At 74.3% G+C, this 24,388-nt stretch carries 22 protein-coding genes; 11 read left to right on the forward strand and 11 right to left on the reverse strand.

The window, feature by feature from the left end; translation table 11 throughout:
* Positions 1-33: 33 nt before the first annotated feature.
* Both ACIPLC_RS30220 and ACIPLC_RS30225 read left to right on the forward strand, forming a co-directional pair.
* The gene (locus tag ACIPLC_RS30220) at positions 34-1,470 is read left to right on the forward strand and encodes a purine-cytosine permease family protein (protein WP_400476200.1); all 1,437 of its coding nucleotides are present in this window, start codon (positions 34-36) and stop codon (positions 1,468-1,470) included.
* Between the two features lie 159 nt (positions 1,471-1,629).
* Positions 1,630-2,292 (forward strand): DUF6461 domain-containing protein, encoded by a 663-nt coding sequence (locus ACIPLC_RS30225; RefSeq protein WP_400476201.1) that lies wholly within the window; start codon positions 1,630-1,632, stop codon positions 2,290-2,292.
* 54 nt (positions 2,293-2,346) lie between these two features.
* Here ACIPLC_RS30225 and ACIPLC_RS30230 read toward each other — a convergent pair whose 3' ends face one another.
* Positions 2,347-3,567 carry an RNA polymerase sigma factor gene (locus ACIPLC_RS30230; RefSeq protein WP_400476202.1) on the reverse strand — a complete coding sequence of 407 codons (1,221 nt, stop codon included), beginning with the start codon at positions 3,565-3,567 and terminating at the stop codon, positions 2,347-2,349.
* Positions 3,564-3,935, reverse strand: coding sequence for a YciI family protein (locus tag ACIPLC_RS30235; protein WP_400476203.1), 372 nt, complete (start codon positions 3,933-3,935; stop codon positions 3,564-3,566). The genes ACIPLC_RS30230 and ACIPLC_RS30235 overlap by 4 nt, the downstream gene beginning before the upstream one ends.
* Before the next feature lie 297 nt (positions 3,936-4,232).
* Here ACIPLC_RS30235 and ACIPLC_RS30240 point away from each other — a divergent pair, with 297 nt between their 5' ends.
* Complete coding sequence (locus ACIPLC_RS30240) at positions 4,233-5,162, forward strand: polysaccharide lyase (RefSeq protein WP_400476204.1); 930 nt, start codon at positions 4,233-4,235, stop codon at positions 5,160-5,162.
* Between the two features lie 3 nt (positions 5,163-5,165).
* On the opposite strand, the gene ACIPLC_RS30245 is transcribed toward ACIPLC_RS30240, so the two are convergent.
* The 4 genes from ACIPLC_RS30245 to ACIPLC_RS30260 all read right to left on the reverse strand — a co-directional run bounded on the left by ACIPLC_RS30245 (position 5,166) and on the right by ACIPLC_RS30260 (position 9,011).
* Complete coding sequence (locus ACIPLC_RS30245; protein ID WP_400476205.1) at positions 5,166-5,585, reverse strand: hypothetical protein; 420 nt, start codon at positions 5,583-5,585, stop codon at positions 5,166-5,168.
* 94 nt (positions 5,586-5,679) lie between these two features.
* On the reverse strand, positions 5,680-7,506 hold the full coding sequence (locus ACIPLC_RS30250) for an Ig domain-containing protein (RefSeq protein WP_400476206.1): 1,827 nt from the start codon (positions 7,504-7,506) through the stop codon (positions 5,680-5,682).
* A 537-nt stretch (positions 7,507-8,043) separates the two neighbouring features.
* On the reverse strand, positions 8,044-8,646 hold the full coding sequence (locus ACIPLC_RS30255; RefSeq protein ID WP_400476207.1) for an HAAS signaling domain-containing protein: 603 nt from the start codon (positions 8,644-8,646) through the stop codon (positions 8,044-8,046).
* Positions 8,643-9,011 (reverse strand): PadR family transcriptional regulator, encoded by a 369-nt coding sequence (locus ACIPLC_RS30260; RefSeq protein ID WP_400476208.1) that lies wholly within the window; start codon positions 9,009-9,011, stop codon positions 8,643-8,645. The genes ACIPLC_RS30255 and ACIPLC_RS30260 overlap by 4 nt, the downstream gene beginning before the upstream one ends.
* Positions 9,012-9,341: 330 nt before the next feature.
* Between ACIPLC_RS30260 and ACIPLC_RS30265 the strand changes: the two genes are divergently transcribed.
* The 5 genes from ACIPLC_RS30265 to ACIPLC_RS30285 all read left to right on the forward strand — a co-directional run bounded on the left by ACIPLC_RS30265 (position 9,342) and on the right by ACIPLC_RS30285 (position 15,199).
* Positions 9,342-10,919: an alpha/beta hydrolase gene (locus tag ACIPLC_RS30265; RefSeq protein ID WP_400476209.1), complete on the forward strand. Its 1,578-nt coding sequence runs from the start codon at positions 9,342-9,344 to the stop codon at positions 10,917-10,919.
* 70 nt (positions 10,920-10,989) lie between these two features.
* Positions 10,990-11,595: a DsbA family protein gene (locus ACIPLC_RS30270; RefSeq protein WP_400476210.1), complete on the forward strand. Its 606-nt coding sequence runs from the start codon at positions 10,990-10,992 to the stop codon at positions 11,593-11,595.
* A 156-nt stretch (positions 11,596-11,751) separates the two neighbouring features.
* Positions 11,752-13,665: an ATP-dependent zinc metalloprotease FtsH gene (gene ftsH / locus ACIPLC_RS30275; protein WP_400476211.1), complete on the forward strand. Its 1,914-nt coding sequence runs from the start codon at positions 11,752-11,754 to the stop codon at positions 13,663-13,665.
* 126 nt (positions 13,666-13,791) lie between these two features.
* Complete coding sequence (gene nadE, locus ACIPLC_RS30280; protein ID WP_400476212.1) at positions 13,792-14,625, forward strand: ammonia-dependent NAD(+) synthetase; 834 nt, start codon at positions 13,792-13,794, stop codon at positions 14,623-14,625.
* Positions 14,626-14,728: 103 nt separating this feature from the next.
* Positions 14,729-15,199, forward strand: a complete 471-nt coding sequence (locus tag ACIPLC_RS30285; protein WP_400476239.1) for an SAM-dependent methyltransferase — start codon at positions 14,729-14,731, stop codon at positions 15,197-15,199.
* A 156-nt stretch (positions 15,200-15,355) separates the two neighbouring features.
* Here the strand turns inward: ACIPLC_RS30285 and ACIPLC_RS30290 are convergent, their stop codons facing one another.
* The 4 genes from ACIPLC_RS30290 to ACIPLC_RS30305 form a co-directional block, all read right to left on the reverse strand.
* Complete coding sequence (locus ACIPLC_RS30290; protein WP_400476213.1) at positions 15,356-16,099, reverse strand: hypothetical protein; 744 nt, start codon at positions 16,097-16,099, stop codon at positions 15,356-15,358.
* A 272-nt stretch (positions 16,100-16,371) separates the two neighbouring features.
* Entirely contained in the window at positions 16,372-18,081 is a 1,710-nt protein-coding gene (locus ACIPLC_RS30295) for a DUF885 domain-containing protein (protein WP_400476214.1), read from the reverse strand.
* Between the two features lie 165 nt (positions 18,082-18,246).
* A complete protein-coding gene (locus tag ACIPLC_RS30300) occupies positions 18,247-19,170 on the reverse strand; it encodes an SDR family oxidoreductase (RefSeq protein WP_400476215.1) in 924 nt (307 codons plus the stop codon).
* Positions 19,171-19,283: 113 nt separating this feature from the next.
* Positions 19,284-19,703: a DUF5997 family protein gene (locus ACIPLC_RS30305; protein ID WP_400476216.1), complete on the reverse strand. Its 420-nt coding sequence runs from the start codon at positions 19,701-19,703 to the stop codon at positions 19,284-19,286.
* A 58-nt stretch (positions 19,704-19,761) separates the two neighbouring features.
* Here ACIPLC_RS30305 and ACIPLC_RS30310 point away from each other — a divergent pair, with 58 nt between their 5' ends.
* Together ACIPLC_RS30310 and ACIPLC_RS30315 are read left to right on the forward strand one after the other, a co-directional pair.
* On the forward strand, positions 19,762-20,556 hold the full coding sequence (locus tag ACIPLC_RS30310) for a LysR family substrate-binding domain-containing protein (RefSeq protein ID WP_400476217.1): 795 nt from the start codon (positions 19,762-19,764) through the stop codon (positions 20,554-20,556).
* A gap of 113 nt (positions 20,557-20,669) precedes the next feature.
* Positions 20,670-21,251: a DUF421 domain-containing protein gene (locus ACIPLC_RS30315; RefSeq protein WP_400476218.1), complete on the forward strand. Its 582-nt coding sequence runs from the start codon at positions 20,670-20,672 to the stop codon at positions 21,249-21,251.
* 155 nt (positions 21,252-21,406) lie between these two features.
* Here the strand turns inward: ACIPLC_RS30315 and ACIPLC_RS30320 are convergent, their stop codons facing one another.
* Positions 21,407-22,738: a cytochrome P450 gene (locus tag ACIPLC_RS30320; protein WP_400476219.1), complete on the reverse strand. Its 1,332-nt coding sequence runs from the start codon at positions 22,736-22,738 to the stop codon at positions 21,407-21,409.
* 238 nt (positions 22,739-22,976) lie between these two features.
* Between ACIPLC_RS30320 and ACIPLC_RS30325 the strand changes: the two genes are divergently transcribed.
* Positions 22,977-24,380, forward strand: a complete 1,404-nt coding sequence (locus ACIPLC_RS30325) for an amidase (RefSeq protein WP_400476220.1) — start codon at positions 22,977-22,979, stop codon at positions 24,378-24,380.
* Positions 24,381-24,388: the final 8 nt, after the last annotated feature.

The raw sequence follows: 24,388 nt of genomic DNA on the forward strand, positions 1-24,388 counted from the left end.
AGGTGGGCACGACACCCCCACGGAGGGCCCCCAATGGCGTCCACGCTCCCGGACCACCCCCATCCCGACACCCGCGCCGCGGCACCGCTCCAGCAGGAGCGGGCCGGCCGGGTCGAGGTCCACGGCATCGACCACATCCCCGAGACGGAACGGCGCGGTCGCGCCCGCGAACTCTTCTCCGTCTGGGCGGCGGCCAGCGTCAACTACCTCAACCTGGTCGTCGGCGGCGCCCTCGTCCTGGCCGGCCTCGACCTGCTCCAGGCGTTCGCGGTGGTCGTCGTCGGCAACCTGTTCTGGCTGGGCACCGGCCTGCTGGCGGTCTCCGGGCCGGCCGCCGGCGCGCCCAGCGAGGTCATCACCCGCGCGATGTACGGCGTCCTCGGCAACCGCGTGAACAACGCGGTCACCGGCTGGATGATCTCCGTCTGCTACTTCGCGCTCAACCTCGCCGCGGCCGCCGTCGCCGCGTTCTCGCTCGCCGAACAGGCCGGGATCACCCCGACCACCCCGATCAAGATCGCCATCGTGGTCGCCATCGTCGTGGTCACGCTCACCATCAGCGTCTACGGCCACGCCGCGATCCTCCGGCTCTACCTGCCGATCACCCTGGCGCTCGCCGCCGCCTTCGCCGTCGTCGGGTACGTGGTGCTCCGGCACGCCGACTTCGGCTACGCGCCCGCCGAACCGCTCTCCGGCACCCGCCTGTGGTCCGCCGTCCTGGCCGGCGTCACCCTGATCGCCTCCGGCCCGTTGTCCTACACCACCAGCGCCGACTTCTCCCGCTACCTGCCGCACACGACCTCCCCGCGCGCCGTCCTCGGCTGGACGGCGCTCGGCGGCCTCCTGCCCAGCGTCGTGGTCGGCGGCCTGGGCGTGCTCGCCGCCAGCGCCGTCGACATGACGGACCCGCAGGCCGCCCTCCAGCAGATCCTGCCCGGCTGGTTCTACCCGGTCTTCCTGCTCTCCCTGGTCGTCGGCACGATCGCGGTCAACGCGCTCACCGCCTACAGCGCCGGCCTCGCCCTGCAAGCCGTCGGCATCCGGATCCGCCGCACCCTCAGCGTGCTCGTCGACGGCACCGTCGCCGTCTCCCTCACGCTGTACGCGCTGCTGGTCTCCAACTTCCTCGACACCGTCAGCAACGTGCTCCAGCTGACCGTCGTCCTGCTCGGCCCCAGCACCGCGATCTACGCCACCGACATCCTGCTGCGCCGCAACCGCTACGACGGCCGCGCGCTCACGGACGAGACCCCGGGCAGCACCTTCTGGTACCGGGCGGGCGTCAACCCGGCCGGCGCGCTCGCCCTCGCGGCCGGGGTGGCCGGCGCCGCGCTGTGCGTGGACACCCTGTACACCGGGCCGGTGGCCGCGCTCGTCGGCGCGGACCTCGCGCTGCCGGTCGGCATGGTCGTCGCGGCGGCGGTGTACGCGGTGCTGATGCGCAGGGCGCTGACGCGCCGGGGCGCCTGAGCGCGGCCTTCCGGCGGTCCCCGGTGAACTGCCCTTCCTCCGACGGGTGCTGAGCTGCCCGGCCGGGACGCGCCCGGGGACCGCCGGTGTCAGCGGCGTCGGTTAGGGTGCGGACCGGCGGCCCGGCCACCGCAGGCCGGCGCGAGGTGAGGGGGCGTCATGACGGACGGTACCGAAGGGGTGGGGGGCGACGACGGCATCCGGTGGCTCGCGGACGCCGGGCGCTCCGTCGACGGCGTCCTGTTCGCCCGGGGGATACCGCCGCAGGAGCTCGCCCGCCGGATGGGCGCCGATCCGGCCGCCGCGGCCGGGCCGCTCAGTGGCACCGAGGTGTGGGACCTCGACATCGAGGTGTTCCGCCCGAGCGACGACGGCGACGGCGTGATCCGGGTCGGCGAGTCCGGCGACTGGTCCTTCGCGGTCGAGTACGGCGACTCCACCGGCGGCGAGCGGCTCACCGAGATAGCGCGCGACGGGGTCGAGGTGGTCCACTTCCGTTCGATGCCGGACCACCCGCCGGCGCTGCTCGACTACGCCCGCGACGGCGCCGTGCTGTGCGGGTTCGGCCTCGCCGAGGAGCGCTGGCGTTGGGGCCGGGAGCCCGACCTGCTGGTGCCCGAGCTGGTCGCCGCGGGCGTCCTGGAGCCCGACGGGATCACCCGCCGGCCCGGGGACGAACCGCCCGCGGCCGTCCGCCGCCGCACCCTCGGCGTGGTCGGGCGGCGGTTCGGGCTGAGCCTGCCCCGGGCCGTCCTCGGCGAGCTGCGGCTGCCGACGTACGCGGTGCGGGGCAGACCGGGGATGGAGCCGCAGGGCCGTTGAGCCCGGACGCGCCCCGGCCTGCCCCGGATGCGCGTCGGCCGTGCGCCGGGCCGGCTAGTCGGAGCGCTGTCCGGTCCGGCCGGCCCGGGCCTCCAGATAGCGCCGCTCGGCGAGGCTGGCGGTGGCCTTCGCGGCGCGCCGGTAGTGCTCGGACGCCCCGGCCCGGTCACCGGCCTTCTCCAGCAGGTGTGCCCGGACGGACAGCAGCCGGTGGTGCCCGGCCATCCGCCCGTCGCCGTCCAGGGCGGACAGCAGGGCCAGTCCGGCGGCCGGGCCCGCGGTCTCGGCGAGCGCGATCGCCCGGTTGAGGGTGACCATCGGGTTGGGCGCGATCCGTTCCAGGATCAGGTACAGGGCGTGCACCTGCGGCCAGTTCGTCTCCTCGGCCGTGGCCGCGTCGGCGTGCGTGGCCGCGATGGCGGCCTGCAACTGGTAGGGCCCCAGGGCCGGGCCGGCCAGCGACGCCTCGACCAGCCCGACGCCCTCCTCGATCAGCGCCCGGTCCCACGTCCTGCGGTCCTGCTCGTCCAGCGGCACCAGGTCGCCGGTCGGCGTGGTCCGCGCCGCCCGGCGGGCGTGGGTCAGCAGCATCAGGGCGAGCAGCCCGGTCACCTCGTCGTCCTCGGGCAGCTGCGCGTGCACCGCCCTGGTCAGCCGGATCGCCTCGCGCGCGAGGTCGGGGCGGTGCAACTCGGGGCCGGAGGTGGCGGTGTAGCCCTCGTTGAAGATCAGGTAGAGCACGTGCAGCACGACCCGCAGCCGCTCCTGGCGCTCCGCACCGTCCGGCAGGCCGAACGAGCTGCCGGCGGCCCTGATGCGTTGTTTGGCCCGGCTGATCCTGGCCGCCATGGTGGCCTCCGGCACCAGGAACGCGCGGGCGATCTCGGCGGTGGTCAGGCCGCCGACCGCGCGCAGCGTCAGGGCGGTCTGGGAGGCCGCGGTGAGCGTCGGATGGCAGCACAGGAACAACAGGACGAGCGTGTCGTCGGTGTCCGGCACCTCCTGCGGCACCACCTCGGCGGCCGTCGCCGACTCCCGTTCGCGGCGCGCGCGGTCGCTGCGCAGCTGGTCGATGAGCCGTCGGGAGGCGACGGTCACCAGCCACCCGTGCGGATTGTCCGGCACCCCCTCGGACGGCCACTGCACGGTGGCGGCGAGGACGGCCTCCTGGACGGCGTCCTCGCACCCCTCGAACCGGCCGTACCGGCGAACCAAGGTGCCGAGGACCTGCGGCGTGAGCGCACGCAGCAGGTCCTCGAAGTCCGGTGCTGTCATGCCTCCAAGTGTCCGCCGGCGAACATCACCTGCCGCACCTCGACCCCCAGGCCCTCGATCGCGGTGTCCGGGATCCGCGCCGCCAGCGCGATCGCCCGTTCCCTGTCCTCGCAGTCGACCAGGTAGAAGCCGCCCAGGTACTCCTTGGCCTCCAGGAACGGACCGTCGGTCACCACCGGCTGGCCGTGGCGCACGGTCACCACGGCGGCCTGGGCCGGATCGACCAGCGCCTGGGTGGTGATCAGCTCGCCGGACGCCTTCAGCGCCTCGATGAACTCGCCGTGGCCGTGGCCGATCGCCGCCTTCTCCTCGTCGGTCAGCGCGTCCATCACGGCCGGGTTGATGTGCAGGCTGATCAGGAACTTCATCTCGTGCTCCTCGTGCTCCTCGTGGTTCGCGGGCCCGGGCCGGGCTCCTCGACCGGTGGTCGGAGCCGTCGCCGCGGTCTTGACATCCTCCGCTGGACGTTCGGAGGAATCTTCGCGGCCACTTCGCCGCACCGCCACTTCGCCGCACCGCCCGCGCCGGGGGTCCGGGAGCCGGTCCGCCGTCACCCGGGAGTGTGATGGTCACGTCACCTCGGGCGCCGCTACTGTGGCCCGGTGGCGGAGCGTCACATGGAGCGGGTGGGCCGTCCCGGCCCGGTCCCGTCGGGAAGGGCAGTCATGAAAACCACTCGTCGTGTGTTCGGAGCGGCGCTCGCGGCCGCCGCCCTGGTCGCCTGCGCCCCGTCGACGTCGCCCGCCGCGGCCTCGATCGCCGCGCCGGCCGCCTCCGGGGCCAAAGGAACCGGAGGAGCCGGGGCAGCCGCGCCGGCCCCGGTGGCGAGCGGGAAGGCGGCCTGGACCGGCCAGTTCCGCGGTTACGGGACGGACCAGTGGAAGCACGCCTGGGGCGCGGTCGACCAGGGGACGTGGGGCGGTTCGGACCTGAGCGCGGTCGACGACGCGGCCGCTCCCGGGGACGGTTCGGCGCTCCAGGTCACCTACGGGGCCGGGTCCTCCTCCAACCAGTGCACCGACTGCCCCAACCCGGGCGGCGGCCAGTTCTACACGGATCTGACCAGCCTGGGCCTGTCCGCCCTGGCCCAGGGCCGGACGCTGGACCTGAAGTACTCGCTCAAGTTCCCGACCGGCCGGGACTGGGGCAAGGCGGGGAAGCTGCCCGGGCTGTACGGCGGCAAGGTCGGCGAGGAGTCGGGCGGCAACCACGGCGCCGGTTGGTCGACGCGCTACATGTGGCGCGGCGCCAAGGGCGTGCCGGACAACGGCGAGGTCTACCTCTACACCCCGACCAACTCCGGCCCGACCGGCTACGGGGTGGACGAGGGGCTCGGCGACTGGCGGTTCCAGGCCGACGGCGCGTGGCACAGCGTCGAGCAGCTGGTCGACCGGAGCACCGGGGACGTCACCGTCTGGTACGACGGCCGCCAGGTCTACGCGGCGCACGGGGTGGCCTCGGGCATCGGCAAGATCCCCTTCGGCGGCGTGTTCTTCTCCACCTTCTACGGTGGCCACGACACCAGTTGGGGCCCGGCGAGCACCCAGCGCGCCTACTTCGCGGACTTCTCGCTGTCCTCCGGCGTCCAGCACTGACCGTCAGTCGGCGGACACCGTCACCGTCACGGTGAAGGCCCGCTGCCCGGGCGGGCAGGCCAGCGCCTCGCCGCAGGTGGTGCGGTGGGCGGAGAGCCGGGCCGTGCCGGGTGCGGCGGCGAGGAAACCGGCGGTGACCTGGCCGCAGCCGCCACCGGGCCGGCAGGCGGTGGCGGTCGCGGTGGCGGTGGCGGTCGGGCGCAGGGTCCGCGGGTTGTCGTCGGCGGCCGGGGACCAGTAGGTGCTGTGCAGCTCGACCCGGACGACGGTGCCGGGTGCCACCCGTACGGCCGTGCCGTCGGCGTGCTCGTCGAGCACCAGGGCCGACGGGGTCGACGGGCCCGGCGCGGCGGGCCCGGTGCCCGGCGAGCAGCCGGCCGCCAGGGCGAGCAGGGCGGCCGCCGCGAGCGTTCGCGCGGTCACGGTTCTCCTCCTTCGCGGGGCGCGGGGCGCGGAGCCGCCGGGGCGGGCCGTGGTGGCCCGCCCCGGCGGCGTCAGGGGCGTGGACGGGTGGCCGTCAGGAGACGGTCACGTCGTCGTAGTAGGTGTAGGTCGGGTCGCCCGGGTAGTTGTCGTCCACGTTCGTGAGGGTGAGCGTGTAGCTGTGGCCCGGGGTGACGGTGGCGGAGGCGGACTTCCAGCCGAGGCCGCTCGTGCAGGTCTTGGCGAGCACCGTGGTCGTGGTGTTGGTGGTGTTGTCCTTGAGGGTCGCGGTCGCCCAGTCGTAGGTGACGGTGTCCGGGCAGGTGACGTCGTACCAGAAGGAGACCTTGCTGCTGCCGGTCGGGGCGGTGAAGGTCTGGCCGGCCGAGGACGTGGTGGTGGGGCCGGTGGAGCCGAGCATGGCGCCGTAGCCGCCGGTGTGCTTGGCGGCGCTGGTGGCGGCGGCGCTGCCGGTGGAGGTCCAGCCGGTCAGGGTGCCGGTCTCGAAGCCGCCGTTGGTGAGGCCGCCGCCGCCCGGGGAGGTGACGGTCCAGCCGAAGGCGGCGGAACCGGTGGCGCCGGTGGCGTCCTTGGCGGTCACCGTGACGCTCGACGTGCCGGCGGTGGTCGGGGTGCCGCTGATCAGGCCGGTGGCGGAGATGGACAGGCCGGCCGGCAGGCCGCTCGCCGTGTAGGTGAGGGTCTGGCCGGAGGCGCTGTCGGTCGCCGCGATCTGGAGGCTGACGGCCTTGCCGGTGGTGCCGGCCTGGGCGCCAGGGTTGGTGACGGTGACGGTGTTGCCGGTCGTGCCGCCGACGATCGGGTGGGACATCTCGCAGCCGCCCGCACCGCTGTTGAAGTCGTTCGCCCAGGTCGACTGCATGGCGAAGCTGCCGGTGGTGAAGCCGACGTTCGCCGAGGCGCCCTGGCCGCTGCTGACCCAGGCGCACTTGTCGCCGTTCTCGGCGCCGCTGCTGTCGGTCCAGCCGCCGGCCGGGTTCTGGTCGGTGATGGTCTCGGCGTACTCGTGGCCCTCGACGATGGTGACGCCGTCGAGGGTGCCGGCCGTCCCCGCGTTGACGAAGCCCTGGCCGCAGCCGGAGCCCGCGTCGGTCACGTACGGCAGGTTGGTGAAGGGCAGTTCTCCGTACGGGGAGGAGACCGCGCCGCCGGTGAGCGTGGTGTCGCCGGTGTAGTCGTGCCAGGCGCAGAAGTTGCCGGACGCGGTGTTGAAGCCGTCGGGAGTGGTGCCGGTGGGGGAGACGACGACGTACTGGTCGTTCCGGTTGGCCGCGGCCGTGGTGTTGCCGAAGTGGCCGGACGCCTTGACCGCCTCGGCGCCGATCTGGTTGCCGGTCGCGGAGGCGGGTGCCGCGGCGGAGGTGTCCACCCAGACGCCGGCGAGCGCGCCGCCGGTGGGGTAGGCGACGTGCGCGGAGTTGCCCGGACAGGTCTGGGCGCCCGTCGCGACGCCCTCGCAGTACTGCGTCATGACGCCGGACCAGAGTTCGTTGCCCGCGCCGATGCCCTTGAACAGCTGCTGGAGGCGCGGGGCCATGCCCTTGGCGTCGCCGCTGAGCGTGGTGTTGCCGTTGGCGTCGGTGCCGGAGCTGCCCCACTGGGAGCCCCAGAACACCAGGTAGACGTGCTCCGGCCCGGTGGTCACACCGATGCTCGGACTGCCCGCGCCGCCACCGTAGTTGAGGTTGTTGGCGGAGGTGGCGTTCGGTGTGGCCTGGTGGCCGCGCAGCGGGACGGCGCCGTGCCGGTACGGGTGGTTCGCCGACGCCGTGGGGTGCGCGGTGCCGTCGGGTTGTGCCTGGGCGGGCGCCGCGGTGAAGCCGGCCGCCGCGAGGGCGAGCGCGGCGACGCCGGTGAGTGCCGCCCGTCTGGCATGACGGAATGTGGGGGTTCGGCCCATGTGAGGGTTGCCTCTCTCATGCCGACCTCCCGGACACCGGTGGGTGACGGGTGGTCGTGAAGGACAGGGAGAGGCCGGAGGCGGTGGAAACGCCTGGATGACCCGCCGCACAACGGATCACCGGGGGGATGTCAGGCCCGCCTCGGCCGCCGAGAAGCAAAGCAGTCGCCGAAGAACCGGGTCAACGAGCCTGACGGTAAAGTGAGTTGCCTTGATTCCCGCGTAATGGAAAAGCCCCCAGATGGAGGGGGCGCCGGTCCGGGTTTTCAGATCCGCACACTGTATGCGGCTTTCCGTTAACCGTATGAACGGCCGTGGCTGAAAACGGATTTGACGGTGAGAAACCGGTAAGACGTTAGCGGTCGGGAAGGGGTGCGCGCAAGCGCGGGCCTCATCGGATCGGCGTGCTCCGTGTACGTCCTTGTCGCCTCGCGTCGACGCGCTCCGTGGGCGTGAGGACCGCTCCCCGGCGTTCGGGGAGCGGTCGCCGAATGCTCGAATTGATGGAACGTCAATGATCCGGAGTGGCAGCCTGGTTCACGCCGTGAGTGCGGCGGTGCGCAGCCGGGCGGCGGAGCGGGCCAGGAGGAATGCCGCGAGCAGGGCGGGGCAGAAGCCCACCGCGCAGGCGATGAGGACGGCGAGCGGCGTCAGGCCGGTCGGGGACGCGGCGGCGGCGACGCCGGCCAGCGGCGTGACCAGGACGGGGGAGAGGAGCAGCAGGGCCGCCAGCCGCTTCTCCCGGCGGGTCCACTGCGTGGACCTCCAGGCCCTGATCGCGGCGACGACGGCGGCGACCAGCGCGAGCACGGGCCCGATGGCGGGCACGAACGACAGCGGCACCGGCAGCACCGCGAAGACCACGGTGAGGGTGGTGCGGCCGCTGCTCTCCGGCTCCGGCCGGGCGCGGCCGTCCTCGTCGAGCGCGGCGTCGGCGATCTGTCGGGGGCTGCCCAGCTGCTCCAGGACGCGCCGGACGGCGGTCTCGTCGGCCGGGTCGCTCTCGGCGAGCGAGACCTCGACGTGCTCGCGCAGGTCCGCGAGCAGTTCGCGGCGGCGCTCCTCGGGCAGCGGGGCGGTGTACCGGGCGACCGCGTCCAGGTGGGCGCGGACCAGGGGGTGCTCGACGGGGTTGTTCACGGGTTCTCTCCCGGGGCCAGGACGTGGTCGACGGTTTCGCGGAAGGCGGGCCACAGTGCGGTGAACTCCTCCAGCGCGCTGCGGCCGGTGTCGGTGAGGGTGTAGTACCGGCGGGACGGGCCGCTGGCCGAGTCGCGCAGGAAGGTGTCGGCGAGGCCGGCCCGGCGCAGCCGGGACAGCAGCGGGTAGATGGTGCCCTGGCTGGTCGCCAGCATCGGGAACCGGCCGAGCTCCTGCAGCAGCTCCACCCCGTAGCGGGGGCCGTCCCGCAGCAGCGCCAGGACGCAGTACTCCAGTACGCCCTTGCGCAGTTGCGTCGCCACCGGCCCGTCGGCCGTGCCGGTGGCGCCGTCATGGTGTGTCATGCCAGGTACCATGCAATGCAAGATAGCATGCGATGCCAGGTAGCGGTCGGAACCGGAGGCGTTCTCGCCGCGGAGGGCCTGGGGTGCGGGTCACCTCACCCGGACGGCGGGTGGCAGCCGGACCGGCGCACGCCCCTCGACGGAGGCTTCCGACGGGCGCGACCGCCGTGCCGCGCCTAGGGTGTGGCTGACAATTCCCGCCGGGCGCGCGGCCGGAATCGTCGGACACGCCCTGGGGTCCGTGGTGCGTTGACCGTGCCGAGCGCCCCGGCGCACGCCGCCCCGCCGTCCGCCGGGGCGCGCCCGGCAACCCGAGAGGTGGACCGCTCCATGCACACCGTCGTCCGCGGCGCCGGCGCGTTCGGCCTGGCCGCGCTACTGCTCGCCGCCACCGCCGGCTGCCAGGGCGAAGCCCGGTCCGCCGTCGAGCCCGCACCGACCTCCCCGGCCGGCTCCCCTGCCGCGTCGGCGAGCGGCCTGGCCGCCCAGCGGCTCGACTGGAAGGCCTGCCCGGCCCCCAGCCCCGCGCAGGGCGACGGCACCGCGCCCGCCTCGGACTGGCAGTGCGCCACCCTCAAGGCCCCGCTCGACCACGGCAAGCCGGACGGCCCGACCATCGACCTGGCCCTGATCCGGAGCCGGGCCAAGGACGAGAAGCACCGGATCGGCTCGCTGCTGTTCAACTTCGGCGGCCCCGGCGCCTCCGGCGTCGCCACGCTGCCCGCCCTCGCCGCCGACTACACCTCCCTCAACTCGCGCTACGACCTGGTGAGTTTCGACCCGCGCGGGGTCGGCGCCAGCGCCGGGGTGAGCTGCCTGGACGACAAGGCGATGGATGCCACCCTGGCAGCCGACAACACCCCCGAGACCCCTGACGCGGTGAAGGCGCTGGACGCCAGCAACGCGCAGTTCACCGCCGCCTGCGAGCGCAACTCCGGCCAGGTGCTGCCCTACGTGGACACCGAGAGCGCCGCCCGCGACCTCGACCTCATGCGGCAGGTGCTCGGCGACCAGAAGCTCTCCTACTTCGGCATCAGCTACGGCACCCAGCTCGGCGGCGTCTACGCGCACCTGTTCCCCCAGGAGGTCGGCCGGCTCGTCCTGGACTCGGTCGTCGACCCGACGAAGGACCCGCAGCAGGCCGCGCTCGGCCAGGCCCAGGGCTTCCAGCTCGCCCTCGACGACTTCATGAAGACCTGCACCACCCAGGAGGCCGCCGCCTGCCCGACCGGTGCCGGCGGCGCCGAGGGCACGGCGGCGATCACGGCGCTGCTGCAGAAGCTGGAGCAGTCCCCGATGCCCACCACCAGCGGGCGGCAGCTCACCGAGACCCTGGCCGTCACCGGCATCGCCGCCGCCCTGTACAGCCAGGAGACCTGGCCCGTCCTGGCCGCCGGGCTCACCGAGGCGATGCAGCAGGGCACCGGCGACACGCTGCTCCAGCTCTCCGACTCGATGTTCGGGCGCGACCCGCAGGGGCGCTACACCAACCTGAGCGCCGCCAACCGGGCGATCAACTGCGTGGACGCCCGGCAGCGCTACTCCGACCAGGACGTCGAACAGCAGCTGCCGCAGTTCCGCACCGCCTCCCCGGTGTTCGGCCCCTACTCCGCCTGGGGCCTGACGAGCTGCACCGGCTGGCCGGTGCCGGGCAAGACCGACCACCCGGACGTCTCCGCCGCCGGCGCGGCCCCGATCCTGGTGGTCGGCACCACCGGCGACCCGGCCACCCCGGTCGAGGGCGCCCACGCGATGGCGCAGCAGCTCGGCCCGGGCGTCGGTGTCAACGTCACCCTCCAGGGCGAGGGCCACGGCGGCTACGACACCGGCAACCCGTGCCTGAAGCAGACCGTGGACGCCTACCTGCTGGACGGCACCGTGCCGGCCGACGGAACCACCTGCAGCTGAGAAGTAGCCCACCACCGTGGTGATCAATTGGCCCTGGAAAGCGGTCCACTCGACGCCTAGGCTCTCCACCGTGACCACCAAAGTCGACTTCTACTTCGATCCGATCTGCCCGTTCGCCTGGATCACCTCCCGGTGGATCCTGGAGGTCGAGCGCCACCGCGAGCTCGACCTCACCTTCCGGGTGATGAGCCTGTCCGTCCTCAACGAGGGCCGCACCGACCTGCCCGAGCGCTACCAGCGCCTGATGACCACCGGCTGGGGCCCCGTCCGGGTCTGCGTCGCCGCCGCCGAGCAGCACGGCGAGCACGTGCTGCGCGACCTGTACACCGAACTCGGCACCCGCCTGCACGACCAGGACCGGCCCGCCGACGACGCCGTCATCCGGGAGGCCCTGGTCGCGGCCGGACTGCCGGAGGAACTCGCCGACGCGGCCGACAGCACGGCGTACGACCTCGCGCTGCGCAAGAGCCACCACGAGGGCATGGACCCGGTCGGCGAGGAGGTCGGCACGCCGACCATCCACGTCGACGGCGTCGCCTTCTTCGGCCCGGTGCTGAGCGCCATCCCGCGCGGCGAGGACGCCGTCCGGGTCTTCGAAGGGGTGCGGCTGCTGGCCGGCTACCCGAAGTTCTTCGAGCTCAAGCGGACCCGGACCGGCTCGCTCGACTTCTCCTGACGGCGCCGCCGCCCGCCGCGCCGCCGCCCGCCGCGCCGCCGCCCGCCGCGCCGGGGGCCGGCGGCGTTCGGCCGGATGGTCCTGAACCTCCCGTCCGGGCCCTTCTCGTCCCACCATGGAGGGGAAGGCCCGGCGGCGGAGAGGTGGTGGGCGTGGATGATCGCACGAATCCGGCTGCGCGCCGCCCGCCACCCCGCGACCCCGCCGCCCCCGGGCAGGGGCCCCGAGCGGCCCCGCGCCCCCGGCGGCCCACCGCCCAAGCCGCCCGCCCCCGCGCTGCGTCGCTGGCTGCTGCCCGTCGCCGCCCTGGTGACCCTGCTGATGCTCGTCCTGTTCTCGCGCTCCGGCTCGACCGGCGCCAGCTACGGCTACACCGACTTCGTCAACCGGGTCGGCGCGGGCCAGGTGCGGACCGTGGACATCACCGACACCGGCGGGGTCACCGGCACCCTCAAGGACGGCACGCACTTCACCAGCCAGATCCCGACCGCCCTGGACACCTCCCAGCTCAGCGGCGAGCTGGCCGGCCAGCACGTCGACGTCACCGCCAGCCGCAGCGGCGGCAGCTCGATCTGGTCCACGCTGTTGCTGTTCCTGCCGCTGCTGCTCTTCGGCGGGCTGTTCCTCTGGTCCGGCCGGATGGCCGCCCGCTCGCTCGGCGGCGGCCTGAGCGCCATTGGCCGCTCCCGCGCCAAGATCATCGAGGCGGAGCGGCCCGCCACCCGCTTCGCCGACGTCGCCGGGTACGAGGGCGTCAAGCAGGAGGTCAGCGAGGTGGTCGACTTCCTGCGCAGCCCCGAACGCTACGCCGCCGCCGGTGCCAAGGGCCCGCGTGGGGTGATCATGGTCGGCCCGCCCGGCACCGGAAAGACCCTGCTCGCCCGGGCTGTCGCCGGAGAGGCTGAGGTGCCCTTCCTCTCCGTGACCGGCTCCGGCTTCGTCGAGATGTTCGTCGGCGTCGGAGCCTCCCGCGTCCGCGACCTCTTCGACGAGGCCCGCAAACGCGCGCCGTCCATCATCTTCATCGACGAGATCGACGCCGTCGGCGGCCGCCGCGCGGGCGGCACCCGGCTCGGCGGCAACGACGAGCGCGAGCAGACCCTCAACCAGCTGCTCTCCGAGATGGACGGCTTCGACCCGACCACCGGCATCGTCGTCATCGCCGCCACCAACCGCCCGGACGCCCTCGACCCGGCCCTGCTGCGCCCCGGCCGGTTCGACCGCCAGGTCACCGTGCCGCTGCCCAACCAGGCGGAACGGGCCGCCATCCTCGCCGTCCACGTCCGCGGCAAGACCCTCGCCCCCGACGCCGACCTGAACCGCATCGCCCGCGGCACACCCGGCTTCTCCGGCGCCGACCTCGCCAACCTGGTCAACGAGGCCGCCATCAACGCCGTCCGCGCCGACCGCGCCACCCTCACCGCCGACGACCTCGACGCCGCCCGCGACCGCGTCCTGCTCGGCCGCCGCGACTCCTCCAACGCACTGCTGCCCGACGAGCGCCACGCCGTCGCCGTCCACGAGTCCGGGCACGCCCTGACCGCCGCGCTCTGCGAACACGCCGACCCCGTCGCCAAGGTGACCATCCTCCCGGCCGGTGTCTCCCTCGGCGCGACCGAACAACTCCCCGAGGCGGAACGCCACCTGTACACCGAGGGCTACCTCACCGACCTGATCACCGTCCAACTCGGCGGGCGGGCGGCAGAACTGGTGGTCTTCGGCGAGGGCTCCACCGGCGCCGCCAACGACCTCGCCCACGCCACCGGTGTCGCCACCCGGATGGTCCGCGAGTTCGGCCTCTCCCCGGAACTCGGCCCGGTCGGCTACTCCAGCGGTTCCCCGAACTACCTCGGCGACGGCCCCGAGGACCTGTTCCGCCGTCCCTACTCCGAGCAGACCCAGCGCGCCGTCGACGAGGCGGTGTCCCGCCTGCTGCGCCGCGCCGAGCGCCGCGCCGTCGACCTGCTCCGGGAACACCGCCACCACCTCGACGAACTGGCCGCCCTGCTGGTCGCCCAGGAGACCGTCGACGGCGCCGTCGTCCTCGACATCCTGCGGCACCCGGCGTAGGCGCTGGCCGGCCCAGTCCGGCGGCAGCCCCGGCCCCGGCTCCGGTACCACCTGGACGTGCCCGCCGTACCCGCTGGTAGCGTCCAGGGCGGGCACCCACCGTGTCACCTTCACCCGGGAGTCGATATGTCCGAACCCCTGTCCGCCGACCTCCAGCGGGAGATCGCCCGCAGCCTGCGAGTGGCCCCCGTCCCCAGCCCCGAGCAGGAGGCGGAGCGCCGGGCCGACTTCCTCGCCGACCAGCTCCGGGCGGCCGGCGCCCGCACGCTGGTGCTCGGCATCAGCGGCGGCGTCGACTCCACCACCGCCGGGCGGCTCTGCCGGCTCGCCGTCGACCGGCTGCGCGCCGCCGGGCACCCGGCCGAGTTCTGCGCCATGCGGCTGCCCTACGGCACCCAGGCGGACGAGGCGGACGCCCGCCGGGCACTCGACTTCATCCGGCCGGACCGGACCCTGACCGTCGACATCAGGCCCGCGACCGACGCCGCCCTCGACGCGCTGACGTCGGCCGGCCTCACCTTCGCCGACCACTCCCACGAGGACTTCGTCCGCGGCAACGTCAAGGCCCGCCAGCGGATGGTGGCCCAGTACGCGGTCGCGGGCGCCACCGGCGGCCTGGTCGTCGGCACCGACCACGCCGCCGAGGCGGCCGTCGGCTTCTTCACCAAGTACGGCGACGGCGCCGCCGACGTGATGCCGCTGGACGGACTGACGAAGCGTCAGGTGCGTGCCATCGCCGAGGCCTTGGGAGCGCCGGCGGGCCTCGTCCACAAGACCCCCACCGCCGACCTGGAGACCCTCGTCCCCGGCCGCCCCGACGAGGACGCGCTCGGCGTCCCCTACGAGGCCCTGGACGACTTCCTGGAGGAGCGGCCGGTGAGCGAGGAGGTCTTCCGCACCGTCCTCGGCCACTACCGCCGCACCGAGCACAAGCGCCGCCCGCCCGTCACCCCGGCGTAGGGCCCGAACCGGCGACACCGTCGCCGAAACACGCCCTGGGCGGGAGCACGGTCACGGTGCGGGGAAACAGGATTCGACATCGAAGGGGGACGGCGTGGACGAGGTGACGTCACGTCCGGTGGCGTGGGTGGTCGGCGGCCGGGAGGAGGTCCGGGACGACGGCTGGGGGAGCGTCGGAGCGGTGATCCGGGTGGACGGCGCCCAGTTCGGCGAGGAGGCGCTGTACGGGCTGGCGGACTTCTCGCACCTGGAGGTCGTGTACCACTTCGACCGGGTGCCGGCCGACCAGGTCGAGACCGGGGCCCGGCGCCCGCGCGGCAACCCGGACTGGCCGCTGGTCGGCATCTTCGCCCAGCGCGGCAAGAACCGCCCCAACCGGCTCGGCGTCTCGCGCTGCCGACTGGTCCGGGTGGACGGCCTGGACCTGCACGTGACCGGGCTGGACGCGGTGGCCGGCACACCGGTGCTCGACATCAAGCCCTACCTGGCCGAGTTCGGCCCGCGCGGCGACGTCCGCCAGCCCGCCTGGTCGGCGGAGCTGATGCGCGCCTACTACGACGCCGGGACGAACTGACGCGGGGACGAACTGACGCGGGGACGAACTGAGGCGGGGACGAACTGAGGCGGGGACGAACTGAGGCGGGGACGAACTGAGGCGGGGACGAACTGAGGCCGGGGCGAGTCGGCGCCGGGGCGAACCGGACACCGGGATCACGGATCCTGGGGGCGGTCAGTCCCCGTCGGCGTCGGCGGCCGCGGTGGGGGAGCCGCCGGACTTGATGCCGAGCTTGGCCTCGGCGGTGGTCCAGTCGGTGGCGATGGCCTGCTGGGCGGCGGCGAGGGTGGCCTGTCCCTTGCAGATCGCGGTGTGCAGGTGCGTCTCCACCGAGTCCTTGGGGTTGTTGGGGCCCTTGCCCGGGACGTGGCCGGGGGAGGGCGGCTGCACCCACAGGTTGCGCGGGTCGTTGGGGTCGCCGCCGAGTTGCAGACTGATCAGGTGGTCGTACTCGGCGTCGCCCATCGGGCCGGTGTAGCCGTAGGACTTGGCGTTCTCGGCCTTCTCCTTGCCGGTGATGTTCGCCGGCGGGCGGATCGTCGAGGTGTAGCCGCCCGGCTTGCAGATGGTGTCGTTGATGTTGCCCTGGTCGACCGCCGGGCTGATCGCGCCCGGGGTGCACTTCGGGTCGGGCAGCGGCTGCTTGTCCGTGGTGTAGCGGTACGTGCAGCTGCCCGGCGCGGGCTGCGGCTGGACGTCGTACGAGCTCTTCGGGCCGGGGCCGGTGACGATCGCCGCCGGGGCGGGCGGCGCTCCGGCGGCCGCAGCGTCGGCGGCGGGCGGGGCGTCGGGGGTGGGCGGAGCGGAGCCGTGCCCGGTCGGCCGGGCGGTGTGGCCGCCGCCGGACGAGCAGCCTGCGGCTGCGGCGAGCAGGACGGCCGCGGCTATGGCCAGGGCGGCGCGGGCAGGAGCCGACACGATTCCTCCAGGTCGGGGCGGTGGGGCGGGCGACGGGCCGACGGATCGGCCGGTTGCCGCGCCAGCGGACACTACCGCGTGGAGGGGGCCGAAAGGGTGACGCCGCGTCCGGGCGCGGGAGGACCGCACGGGGCGCGCGGAATCGTTTCCGCGACGCCCCGCCCGTCCGCCGCCAAATCCGCCGCCAAATCCGCCGTTGAGTCCGCCGCCGGGCTGGCCGCCGGGCCGGGCGGGACCCCGCGCCGCAGCGGCATGCCCCGCAGCGCTACGCCCTACTGCGCGGCGATCCAGTCCGTGACCAGCTCGTCCAGCACGCCCAGCGGCAGACTGCCGTGCCCGATCAGCTGGTGGTGGAACTCCCGGATGTCGAACCGCCCGCCCAGCGCGGCCTGCGCGCGCTCGCGGTGCCGGACGATCTCCCGGCGGCCGATCAGGTACGCGGTCGCCTGGCCCGGCCAGGCGAGGTAGCGGTCGATCTCGTTGCGGACGTTGGCCTCGGTGGTGGCCGTGTTGTCCCGCATGAAGGCGATCGCCCGCTCCCGGGACCAGCCGTAGTGGTGCAGCCCGGTGTCCACGACCAGGCGCACGGCCCGCAGCGCGTCGAGCGACAGCATGCCGAAGCGGGAGAGGTCCGAGCTGTACAGCCCCATCTCGTCCGCGAGCCGCTCGGTGTACAGACCCCAGCCCTCGACGTGGGCGGTCAGCTGGCCGCTCGGCCGGCGCCGGAACTCCGGCAGGTGGTGCAGCGTCTGGGCGACGGCGATCTGCAGGTGGTGGCCGGGCACGCTCTCGTGGAAGGCGAGCGCCTCGTACTCGTACCTGAACCTGGTCTGCGGGCGCAGCGTGTTGATCCAGTGGGTGCCGGGCAGGCCGCCCGGGCCCGGCGGCTGGTAGTAGGCCAGCGGCCCGGTCTCGGCCTCGATCGGGTCGATCTCCCGGGTCACGCAGTCGGCGATCGGGTAGGCGCGGAAGTAGTCGACCGAGGCGCGGCGGGCGCGCTCCAGCGCGTCGTCGACCAGGGTGATGATCTCCCCGGCGCTGTCGAAGCGCAGCGCGCGGTCCTCGCGCAGCGCGGCCAGCACGCCCTCGGGGCTGGTGATGCCGAGCACCTTGCCGCCCAGCTCGGCGAACTCCTCGCGGAGCCCCGCCAGGGCGTCCAGGCCGATCCGGTGGACCTCCTCCGGGGTGAGCCCGGGCCGGGTGTAGCGCGTGACGGCGTCGGCGTAGCCCTCGGTGCCGCCGGGCACGTGGCAGACCCCGGCCCGGTCGTCCGGCCGGGCGTCCGAGGCCAGCCGCTGGGCCAGCCCGGCCCGGTAGCGGGCCACGGCCGGGCGCACGCCGTCGCGGACGATCACCTGGCCCCGGTCGAACTCCGGGCGGCCGTGCAGCGCGCGCAGCAGCTGGTCGTCGTCCGGGCCGGCGACCAGGTACGCGTCGAGCTGGTCGAGGGCGGCGTCGACGCCGCTGCGCAGTGGCGTGCGGCCCTCGGCCGCGGCGTCCAGGTGGAGCTGCAGGGCGGCGTCGAAGTAGCCCGGCAGGCCGGCCAGCCGCTCCAGGTACGCGTCGGCGCCCTCCTGGTCGACGGAGGTCATGGCGAGCGAGGTGAAGGCCTCGTTCTGCGGTGCGGTGATGGTCGCCGAGACGCTGAAGTCGCCCAGCCCGTGGGTGATCCGGCCGGTGCCGTTGTCGATCAGCCGCCCGAGCACGCGGTGGGTGACGAGGTCCTCGCCGGCCAGCGCGTCCACCGGGATCGCGGCCAGTCGCGCCCCGAAGCCCGCCAGCGCGTCCCGGTGGCGCAGCGCGGCCGCGCGGGACGGGTCGGGCACCTCGTGGGCGTAGCCCTCGACCCCGCTCAGCGTCGCGTCGAACGGGGCGTGGGCGTTCTCGGCGGCGAAGAACTCCTCCGCGAGGGCGGCGAGGGCGGCGAGGGCGGTGGGGGAGGCGAGCGCGGCGGGTTCGTCCTGGTGCGGCTGGTCGGTCATGAGGGCTCCCCCGGTCCGGTGTGGTCAGAGTGACGAGGGTTGCCTGGGGCGCCCCGGTTGCGCCGATTATTCGGAGTCGGCGGCGGCGCGGTCAATAGCGGTCAATACGCGGCGCGGGGACCGGGGTTGTCCCCGGCCCCCGGTGGCGCCGCCGCCGACCCTCCGTCAGCGGTAGCCCTCCGGCGCGGCCGGCTTGCCCGCGTCCTGCACCTCGACCAGGTAGCGCCAGCAGTCCGGCCGGCTGCCGTCGCGGTCGGTGAAGCCGTACTCCAGGGCCAGCTGCCCGCTGGACAGCGACCGGCCGTTCCAGCGGGAGACCTCGGGGTCGGCGGCGAGGGCGGCGACCGCCCGGCCGACGAAGTACGGGCTCTCGGAGATGCCGAAGTGCGGCTCCCGCGCCAGGGCGTCGCGCCAGTTCTCCTCGGTGACGCCGAAGTGGCCGAGCATGATCTCCGAGCGCATCCACCCGGGGGTGAGCGCCAGGGCGGTGGCGCCGCGCGAGCCCAGCTCGTGGCCCAGCGCGAAGGCCATGCGCAGCACGGAGGCCTTGGCGAGGTCGTAGAAGAACGAGTTCCGGTAGGTGTCGCGGTTGTACTCGGCGGTGCCGTCGGTCATCTCGACGACCAGACCGCCCGGGCGGCGCAGCAGCAGCGGGAGGGCGTGGTGGCTGGTGACGGCGTGCGTCTCCACCGCGAGGCGGAGCAGCCGCAGGCCGTCGTCCAGATCGTGCTCCCAGACCGGGACGTTCCAGCCGAACAGGTTCTCGCCGCCCCAGATGTCGTTGACCAGGACGTCCAGCCGGCCCTGCTCGGCGTCGATCCGCTGCACCAGGGCGGCCACCTGGGACGGGACCAGGTGGTCGGTCGGCACCGCGATGCCCCGGCCGCCGGCCGCGGTGACCAGGTCGGCGGTGTCCTCGATGGTCTCCGGCCGGTCGTACTCCGAGCGCCGCTCGCGGGTGCTGCGCCCGGTGACGTACACCGTCGCCCCGGCGGCGCCCAGCTCGACCGCGATGCCGCGCCCGGCCCCCCTGGTCGCCCCCGCGACCAGGGCGATCCGACCGTCCAGTGCCCCTGCCACCCGTGCCATCCCCAAGCTCCCTGTCCGCCGACGACTGTGCCGACGCCCGTGGAACGGACGTCGGCACCATCGTTGCGCGGGGGTCTGACAACCGGGCCCGGCCGGCGGCCGGAGCGCGCGGGTCAGCCGGCCTTGGCGGCCTTGGCGGCCTGCGCCGCGGCGTCCTTCTCCTGCTTCTCCTTGATCCGGGCGGCCTCCTTGCGGACGTCCACCTGGTTGGCGCGCTCGTGCTGCAGCCAGAGCGGGTTCTCGGCCTTGAGCGCCTCGATCTGCTCGGTGGTGAGCGCCTCGGTCACGCCGCCGCGGGCCAGGCCGGCGATGGAGACGCCGAGCTTGGCGGCGACCACCGGGCGCGGGTGCGGGCCGTTCTGGCGCAGCTCCTGGAGCCACTGCGGCGGGTCGGCCTGAAGCGCGTTGAGCTCCTCGCGGGAGACCACACCCTCCTGGAAGCCGGTCGGCGCCGCGTCGAGGTAGATCCCCAGCTTCTTGGCCGCGGTGGCCGGCTTCATGGTCTGGCTGGTCTTCTGCTTGAGCGATGTCATGGTGACAAGGGTAAGGGAGTGCGCGGGCTCTCCCGGTCACGGTCGGTAGCCTTGCCCTGTGACAGAGATGCAGGTGAACCCGTCCTTCCGGCTCGCGTACGTCCCGGGTGTGACCCCCGGCAAATGGGTCCGGGTGTGGTCCGAGCGGCTCCCGGACGTGCCGCTCGACCTCCTCGCGGTCCCGGCCGGGGACGGCGAGGGGACCCTGCGCGAGGGCACCGCGGACGCCGGGCTCGTCCGGCTGCCCGTCGACCGGGACGTGCTCAGCGCGATCCCGCTCTACACCGAGACCACCGTCGTGGTCTTCCCCAAGGACCACTGGCTGGCCGCCGCCGAGGAGGTCGCGCTCGGCGACCTCGCCGAGGAGGTGGTGTTCCACCCGCTCGACGACAGCCTCGGCTGGCCGGCCGGGCTGCCCGGCCGCCCGGCGATCGAGCGCCCGGCCAGCACCGCCGACGCCGTCGAGCTGGTCGCGGCCAACGTCGGCGTGCTGCTGGTGCCGCAGTCGCTGGCCCGGCTGCACCACCGCAAGGACCTCACCTTCCGGCCGGTCGCCGAGGCGCCGCAGTCCCAGGTGGGGCTCGCCTGGCCGGAGGACCGTACGACGGACCTGGTCGAGGAGTTCATCGGCATCGTCCGGGGCCGTACGGTCAACAGCTCGCGCGGGCGCGGCGCCCAGCCGGCGGCCGAGCCCCGGAAGGCCGCGCCGCCGCGCAAGTCCCAGCCGCAGAAGGGCGGCCAGCAGAAGGCGGGTCAGCACAAGGGGGGACAGCCGAAGGGCCGGCCGAAGCCCGCGGCGGGCGGCCGGGGTGCGGCTGCGGCCAAGCGCGGCAAGCCGAAGCGCCGCTCCTAGGGCCGGACAGGCCTGGGGTCCGTCCGGATGCTGGCCGGGGCCCGGCGGGGCGCGTACCGTCGGGCCCGGGCGCTGCCCGCCCCGTCCGGCCGAGGGGTTGAAGGAGCGGGGCCATGTGGCACGACCTGGTGATCGTCCAGATTCCGATCGCGGAGAAGATCCTCCGCACGATCGCGGTCTACGCGCTGATCCTGATCCTGTTCCGGATCGCGGGCAAGCGCGGGCTGGCGGGCCTGAACACCTTCGACATGGTGGTCGTCTTCCTGCTGTCCAACGTGGTGCAGAACGCGATCATCGGCAATGACAACAGCCTGCTCGGCGGCGCCATCGGCGCGGTCACCCTGATCGCGGTGAACTCCGTCGTCACCCGCTGGCTGGCCCACGACCCGCGCGCCGCCCGGCTGTTGGAGGGCTCCCCGACCACCGTGGTGCGCGACGGCAAGCTCGTCCCCGGCGCGCTGCGCGGGTTGGCGCTGCGCGCGTCCGAGATCGAGCACGCCGTCCGCGTCCAGAACGGCGACACCATCCGCGATGTCGCGGTCGGCCGACTGGAGCCCGACGGCCAACTGGTGATCACCCTCAAGCCCGCCGACCAGGGCGCCACCCGCGGCGATGTCGAGGAGCTCCAGCGCCGGCTGGAGGCCATCGAGCGGCTGCTCACCACCCTGGCGGCCGACCGGCGCCAGGAGGGCTGACCCGGCGGAGAGGGGTGCCGCCGCCGGTGTCGGTGACGCCGGAGCGGCAGTGCGTCGCGCGGCGGCTGTTCCTGGACGCCGGCACGTACGCCTGGCACCCCCCGCCCGCCGTGCACCATCTGGCGGTTCGTCAATCTCGTGCCGCCGGGGGCGTTTCACCGCCCCCGGCGGGCGAGGGTGGCCGTGAAGGGGCGCGGGGACAGCGAGGAGCTGCGGACCGGGCGGACCGGCCGGCCGGGGGTGGGGGTGACGGTCCAGCGGGCGGCGATGGTGGCGATGGCGAGGGCGGCCTCGGTGGTGCCGAAGACGTCGCCGATGCAGCGGCGGGCGCCGAGGCCGAAGGGGGCGTAGGTGCCGGGGGAGGGGCGGGTGGTGGTGAGCCAGCGGTCGGGGTCGAAGCGGGTGGGGCAGGGGAAGAGGTCGGCCCGGCGGTGCAGCAGGTACGGGCTGAACAGGATGGTGGCGCCGGCCGGGACGCGGTGGCCGCCGAGTTCGGCGTCGGCGGCGACGGCGCGGCTGAGGATCCACGCCGGCGGGTAGAGCCGCAGCGTCTCGGTGACCACGCGGGCGGTGAGCGGCAGGGCGGGCAGGTCCTCGTGGCGGACGGGCCGGCCGTCGAGCACGGTGTCCAGCTCGGCGTGCAGGCGGTCGCGGATGGCCGGGTGGGCGGCGAGCAGGGTCCAGGCCCAGGAGAGGGTGGCGGCGGTGGGCTCCATGCCGGCCAGCAGGAAGGTGACCACCTGGTCGTGGATCTCGGCGTCGGTGAGCCCCCGCCCGTCCTCGTCGCGGGCGCCGAGCAGCATGGACAGCAGGTCGTTGTGGTCGGTGCCGGCGGCGCGGTAGTCGGCGATCAGCCGCCGGGTGATCTCCTGGAGGTCCTGCCGGGCGCGGCGGAAGCGGCGGTTCCCCGGGGTGGGGATGCGGTCGGTGCCGGGCAGCGGCATCATGACGCGCCGGCCGACGCCGCGGGTGACGACGTCCATGCTGTCGTGGACGGGGAGCGAGCCGGCCCGCTCGTGGGCGGCGAACAGGCAGCGGGCCGTCACCGCGGTGGTGAGGCGGTACATCGCGGCGGGGACGTCGACCACGTCGCCGTCGCTCCAGGAGGCGGTGGTGCCGGCGATCTCCTCGGCCATCAGGGCGGCGTAGCCGGGCAGCCGGTCGCGGTGGAACGCGGGTTGCAGCATCCGGCGTTGGCGCCGGTGGGCAGCGGCCGGGCAGGTGGCCAGGCCGTCGCCGAAGACCTCGCGGGCCTTGTCGAGGACGAGCCCGCCCTTGTCGTAGGTGCGGTCCTCGGTGAGCAGTTGGCGGACCAGCTCGGGATGGCAGGCGACGTACGCGTCCAGCGGGCTGAGCCGCAGCCGGACGAGGTCGCCGTGGGCGGGCAGGCCGGCGACGAACTCCAGCGGCCGGCGGACGAAGGCGGGGGCGTGGCCGAGCAGGGGGAGGGCCCCGGGGGCGGTGGCCGAGGTGTACTGGGTGGGCACGGGCGTCACCTTGGGGTGGGGGAGGACCGGATCGGTTCGTGATCCGACCTTTCCCCGGGGCCGTCGGCGAAACGATCTCCGACCGGCGGGTGGGGTGAACGTGGGGGCGCATGCCGAACGCCCGTGCGCCGCCGGGGTCGGGTGGCCGGCCCGGACGTGGGGTATCCCCGGGCGCCGCCCCGCGCCTACACTGCGAACTCTTGCGCGACTACCGGTCAGTAGGGATTGGGGAGTTCGGATGACCGACGAGCGGGCCCACGGGTTCACCGACGACGCACTCGGCGAGCACGACGCCGTGGCCCTGGCCGCCCTCGTCCGCGCCGGCGAGGTGGCCCCCGCCGAACTGGCCGCGGCCGCCGCCGCCCGCGCCGCCCGGGTCGACCGGACGCTCACCCCCGTCGCCCACCCGTCCTACGACCGGCCCCGGCTCGGCCCGGACGGCCCCGACGGCCCGCTGTACGGCGTGCCCACCTTCCTCAAGGACAACGTCGACCTGCGCGGCCTGCCGACCGCCATGGGCAGCGAGGCCTTCCGGGCCCGCCCGGCCCGGCGCAACTCCCGCTTCACCGACCAGTTCCTCGCCACCGGCTTGGCCGTCCTCGGCAAGACCCGGCTGCCCGAGTTCGGCCTCAACGCCTCCACCGAGTTCGCCACCGCCCAGCCGGTGCGCAACCCGTGGAAGCCCTCGCACTCGGCCGGCGCCTCCTCCGGCGGCTCGGCCGCGCTGGTCGCCGCCGGAGTGGTGCCGATCGCGCACGCCAACGACGGCGGCGGATCTATCCGCATCCCGGCGGCCTGCTGCGGACTGGTCGGGCTCAAGCCCACCCGGGGCCGCCTGGTCACCAACGGCCAGAGCGGCAGGCTGCCGATCGACCTCGTCACCGACGGCGTGCTCACCCGCTCGGTCCGCGACACCGCCGCCTTCTACGCCGCCGCCGAGCGCCACCACCGCAACCCCGCTCTGCCCCCGCTCGGCCTGGTCGAAGGCCCGGGGCAGCGCCGGCTGCGGATCGGACTGGTCGTGGACTCGCCGACCGCCACCACCGACGAACCCACCCGCGCCGCCGTCGAGCAGACCGCCGCCCGGCTGGCGGCGCTGGGCCACCACGTCGAGGAGACCACCCTGCCGTTCGGCGAGGAGTTCTCCCGCGACTTCGTCCTCTACTGGGGCTACATCGCCTTCGCCATCGCGGTCAGCGGCCGGCTGATGCTGGACCGCAGCTTCCGGATCAACCGGCTCGACGGCCTGACCACCGGGCTGCGCCGGCTCTACCAGCGGGAGTTCCTGCACACCCCGGCCGTGCTGCGCCGGCTGCGCCGCGCCGAAGCCGCCTACGCGGGCGTCTTCCGCGCCCACGACGTGATCCTCTCGCCGGTCCTCGCCCACGCCGCCCCGCCGATCGGCCACCTCAGCCCGAACGTGGCCTTCGACGAGCTGATCGAACGCCTCCAGCGCTACGTGGCCTTCACCCCGGTCAACAACGTGACCGGCGGCCCCGGCATCGCCCTGCCCACCGGCGCCGCCCCGAGCGGGCTGCCGATCGGCGTCCACCTCTCGGCCGCGCACGGCCAGGAGCGGCTGCTGCTGGAGCTGGCCTTCGAACTGGAGGCGGACCGGCCCTGGCGGCGGATCCAGGACTGACCCCGTCG

This window comes from Kitasatospora sp. NPDC086801, from assembly GCF_044745805.1.
Classification (GTDB): Bacteria; Actinomycetota; Actinomycetes; order Streptomycetales; family Streptomycetaceae; genus Kitasatospora.

Excerpts from the sequence above, each read along its gene's own strand:
- ACIPLC_RS30250 (WP_400476206.1), bottom strand. The coding sequence starts at position 7,506 with ATGGGCCGAACCCCCACATTCCGTCATGCCAGACGGGCGGCACTCACC.
- ACIPLC_RS30315 (WP_400476218.1), top strand. The coding sequence starts at position 20,670 with ATGTGGCACGACCTGGTGATCGTCCAGATTCCGATCGCGGAGAAGATC.
- ACIPLC_RS30325 (WP_400476220.1), top strand. The coding sequence starts at position 22,977 with ATGACCGACGAGCGGGCCCACGGGTTCACCGACGACGCACTCGGCGAG.
- ACIPLC_RS30295 (WP_400476214.1), bottom strand. The coding sequence starts at position 18,081 with ATGACCGACCAGCCGCACCAGGACGAACCCGCCGCGCTCGCCTCCCCC.
- ACIPLC_RS30230 (WP_400476202.1), bottom strand. The coding sequence starts at position 3,567 with ATGACAGCACCGGACTTCGAGGACCTGCTGCGTGCGCTCACGCCGCAG.
- ftsH (WP_400476211.1), top strand. The coding sequence starts at position 11,752 with ATGATCGCACGAATCCGGCTGCGCGCCGCCCGCCACCCCGCGACCCCG.
- ACIPLC_RS30305 (WP_400476216.1), bottom strand. The coding sequence starts at position 19,703 with ATGACATCGCTCAAGCAGAAGACCAGCCAGACCATGAAGCCGGCCACC.
- ACIPLC_RS30240 (WP_400476204.1), top strand. The coding sequence starts at position 4,233 with ATGAAAACCACTCGTCGTGTGTTCGGAGCGGCGCTCGCGGCCGCCGCC.
- ACIPLC_RS30300 (WP_400476215.1), bottom strand. The coding sequence starts at position 19,170 with ATGGCACGGGTGGCAGGGGCACTGGACGGTCGGATCGCCCTGGTCGCG.
- nadE (WP_400476212.1), top strand. The coding sequence starts at position 13,792 with ATGTCCGAACCCCTGTCCGCCGACCTCCAGCGGGAGATCGCCCGCAGC.
- ACIPLC_RS30235 (WP_400476203.1), bottom strand. The coding sequence starts at position 3,935 with ATGAAGTTCCTGATCAGCCTGCACATCAACCCGGCCGTGATGGACGCG.
- ACIPLC_RS30260 (WP_400476208.1), bottom strand. The coding sequence starts at position 9,011 with ATGACACACCATGACGGCGCCACCGGCACGGCCGACGGGCCGGTGGCG.
- ACIPLC_RS30220 (WP_400476200.1), top strand. The coding sequence starts at position 34 with ATGGCGTCCACGCTCCCGGACCACCCCCATCCCGACACCCGCGCCGCG.
- ACIPLC_RS30225 (WP_400476201.1), top strand. The coding sequence starts at position 1,630 with ATGACGGACGGTACCGAAGGGGTGGGGGGCGACGACGGCATCCGGTGG.
- ACIPLC_RS30265 (WP_400476209.1), top strand. The coding sequence starts at position 9,342 with ATGCACACCGTCGTCCGCGGCGCCGGCGCGTTCGGCCTGGCCGCGCTA.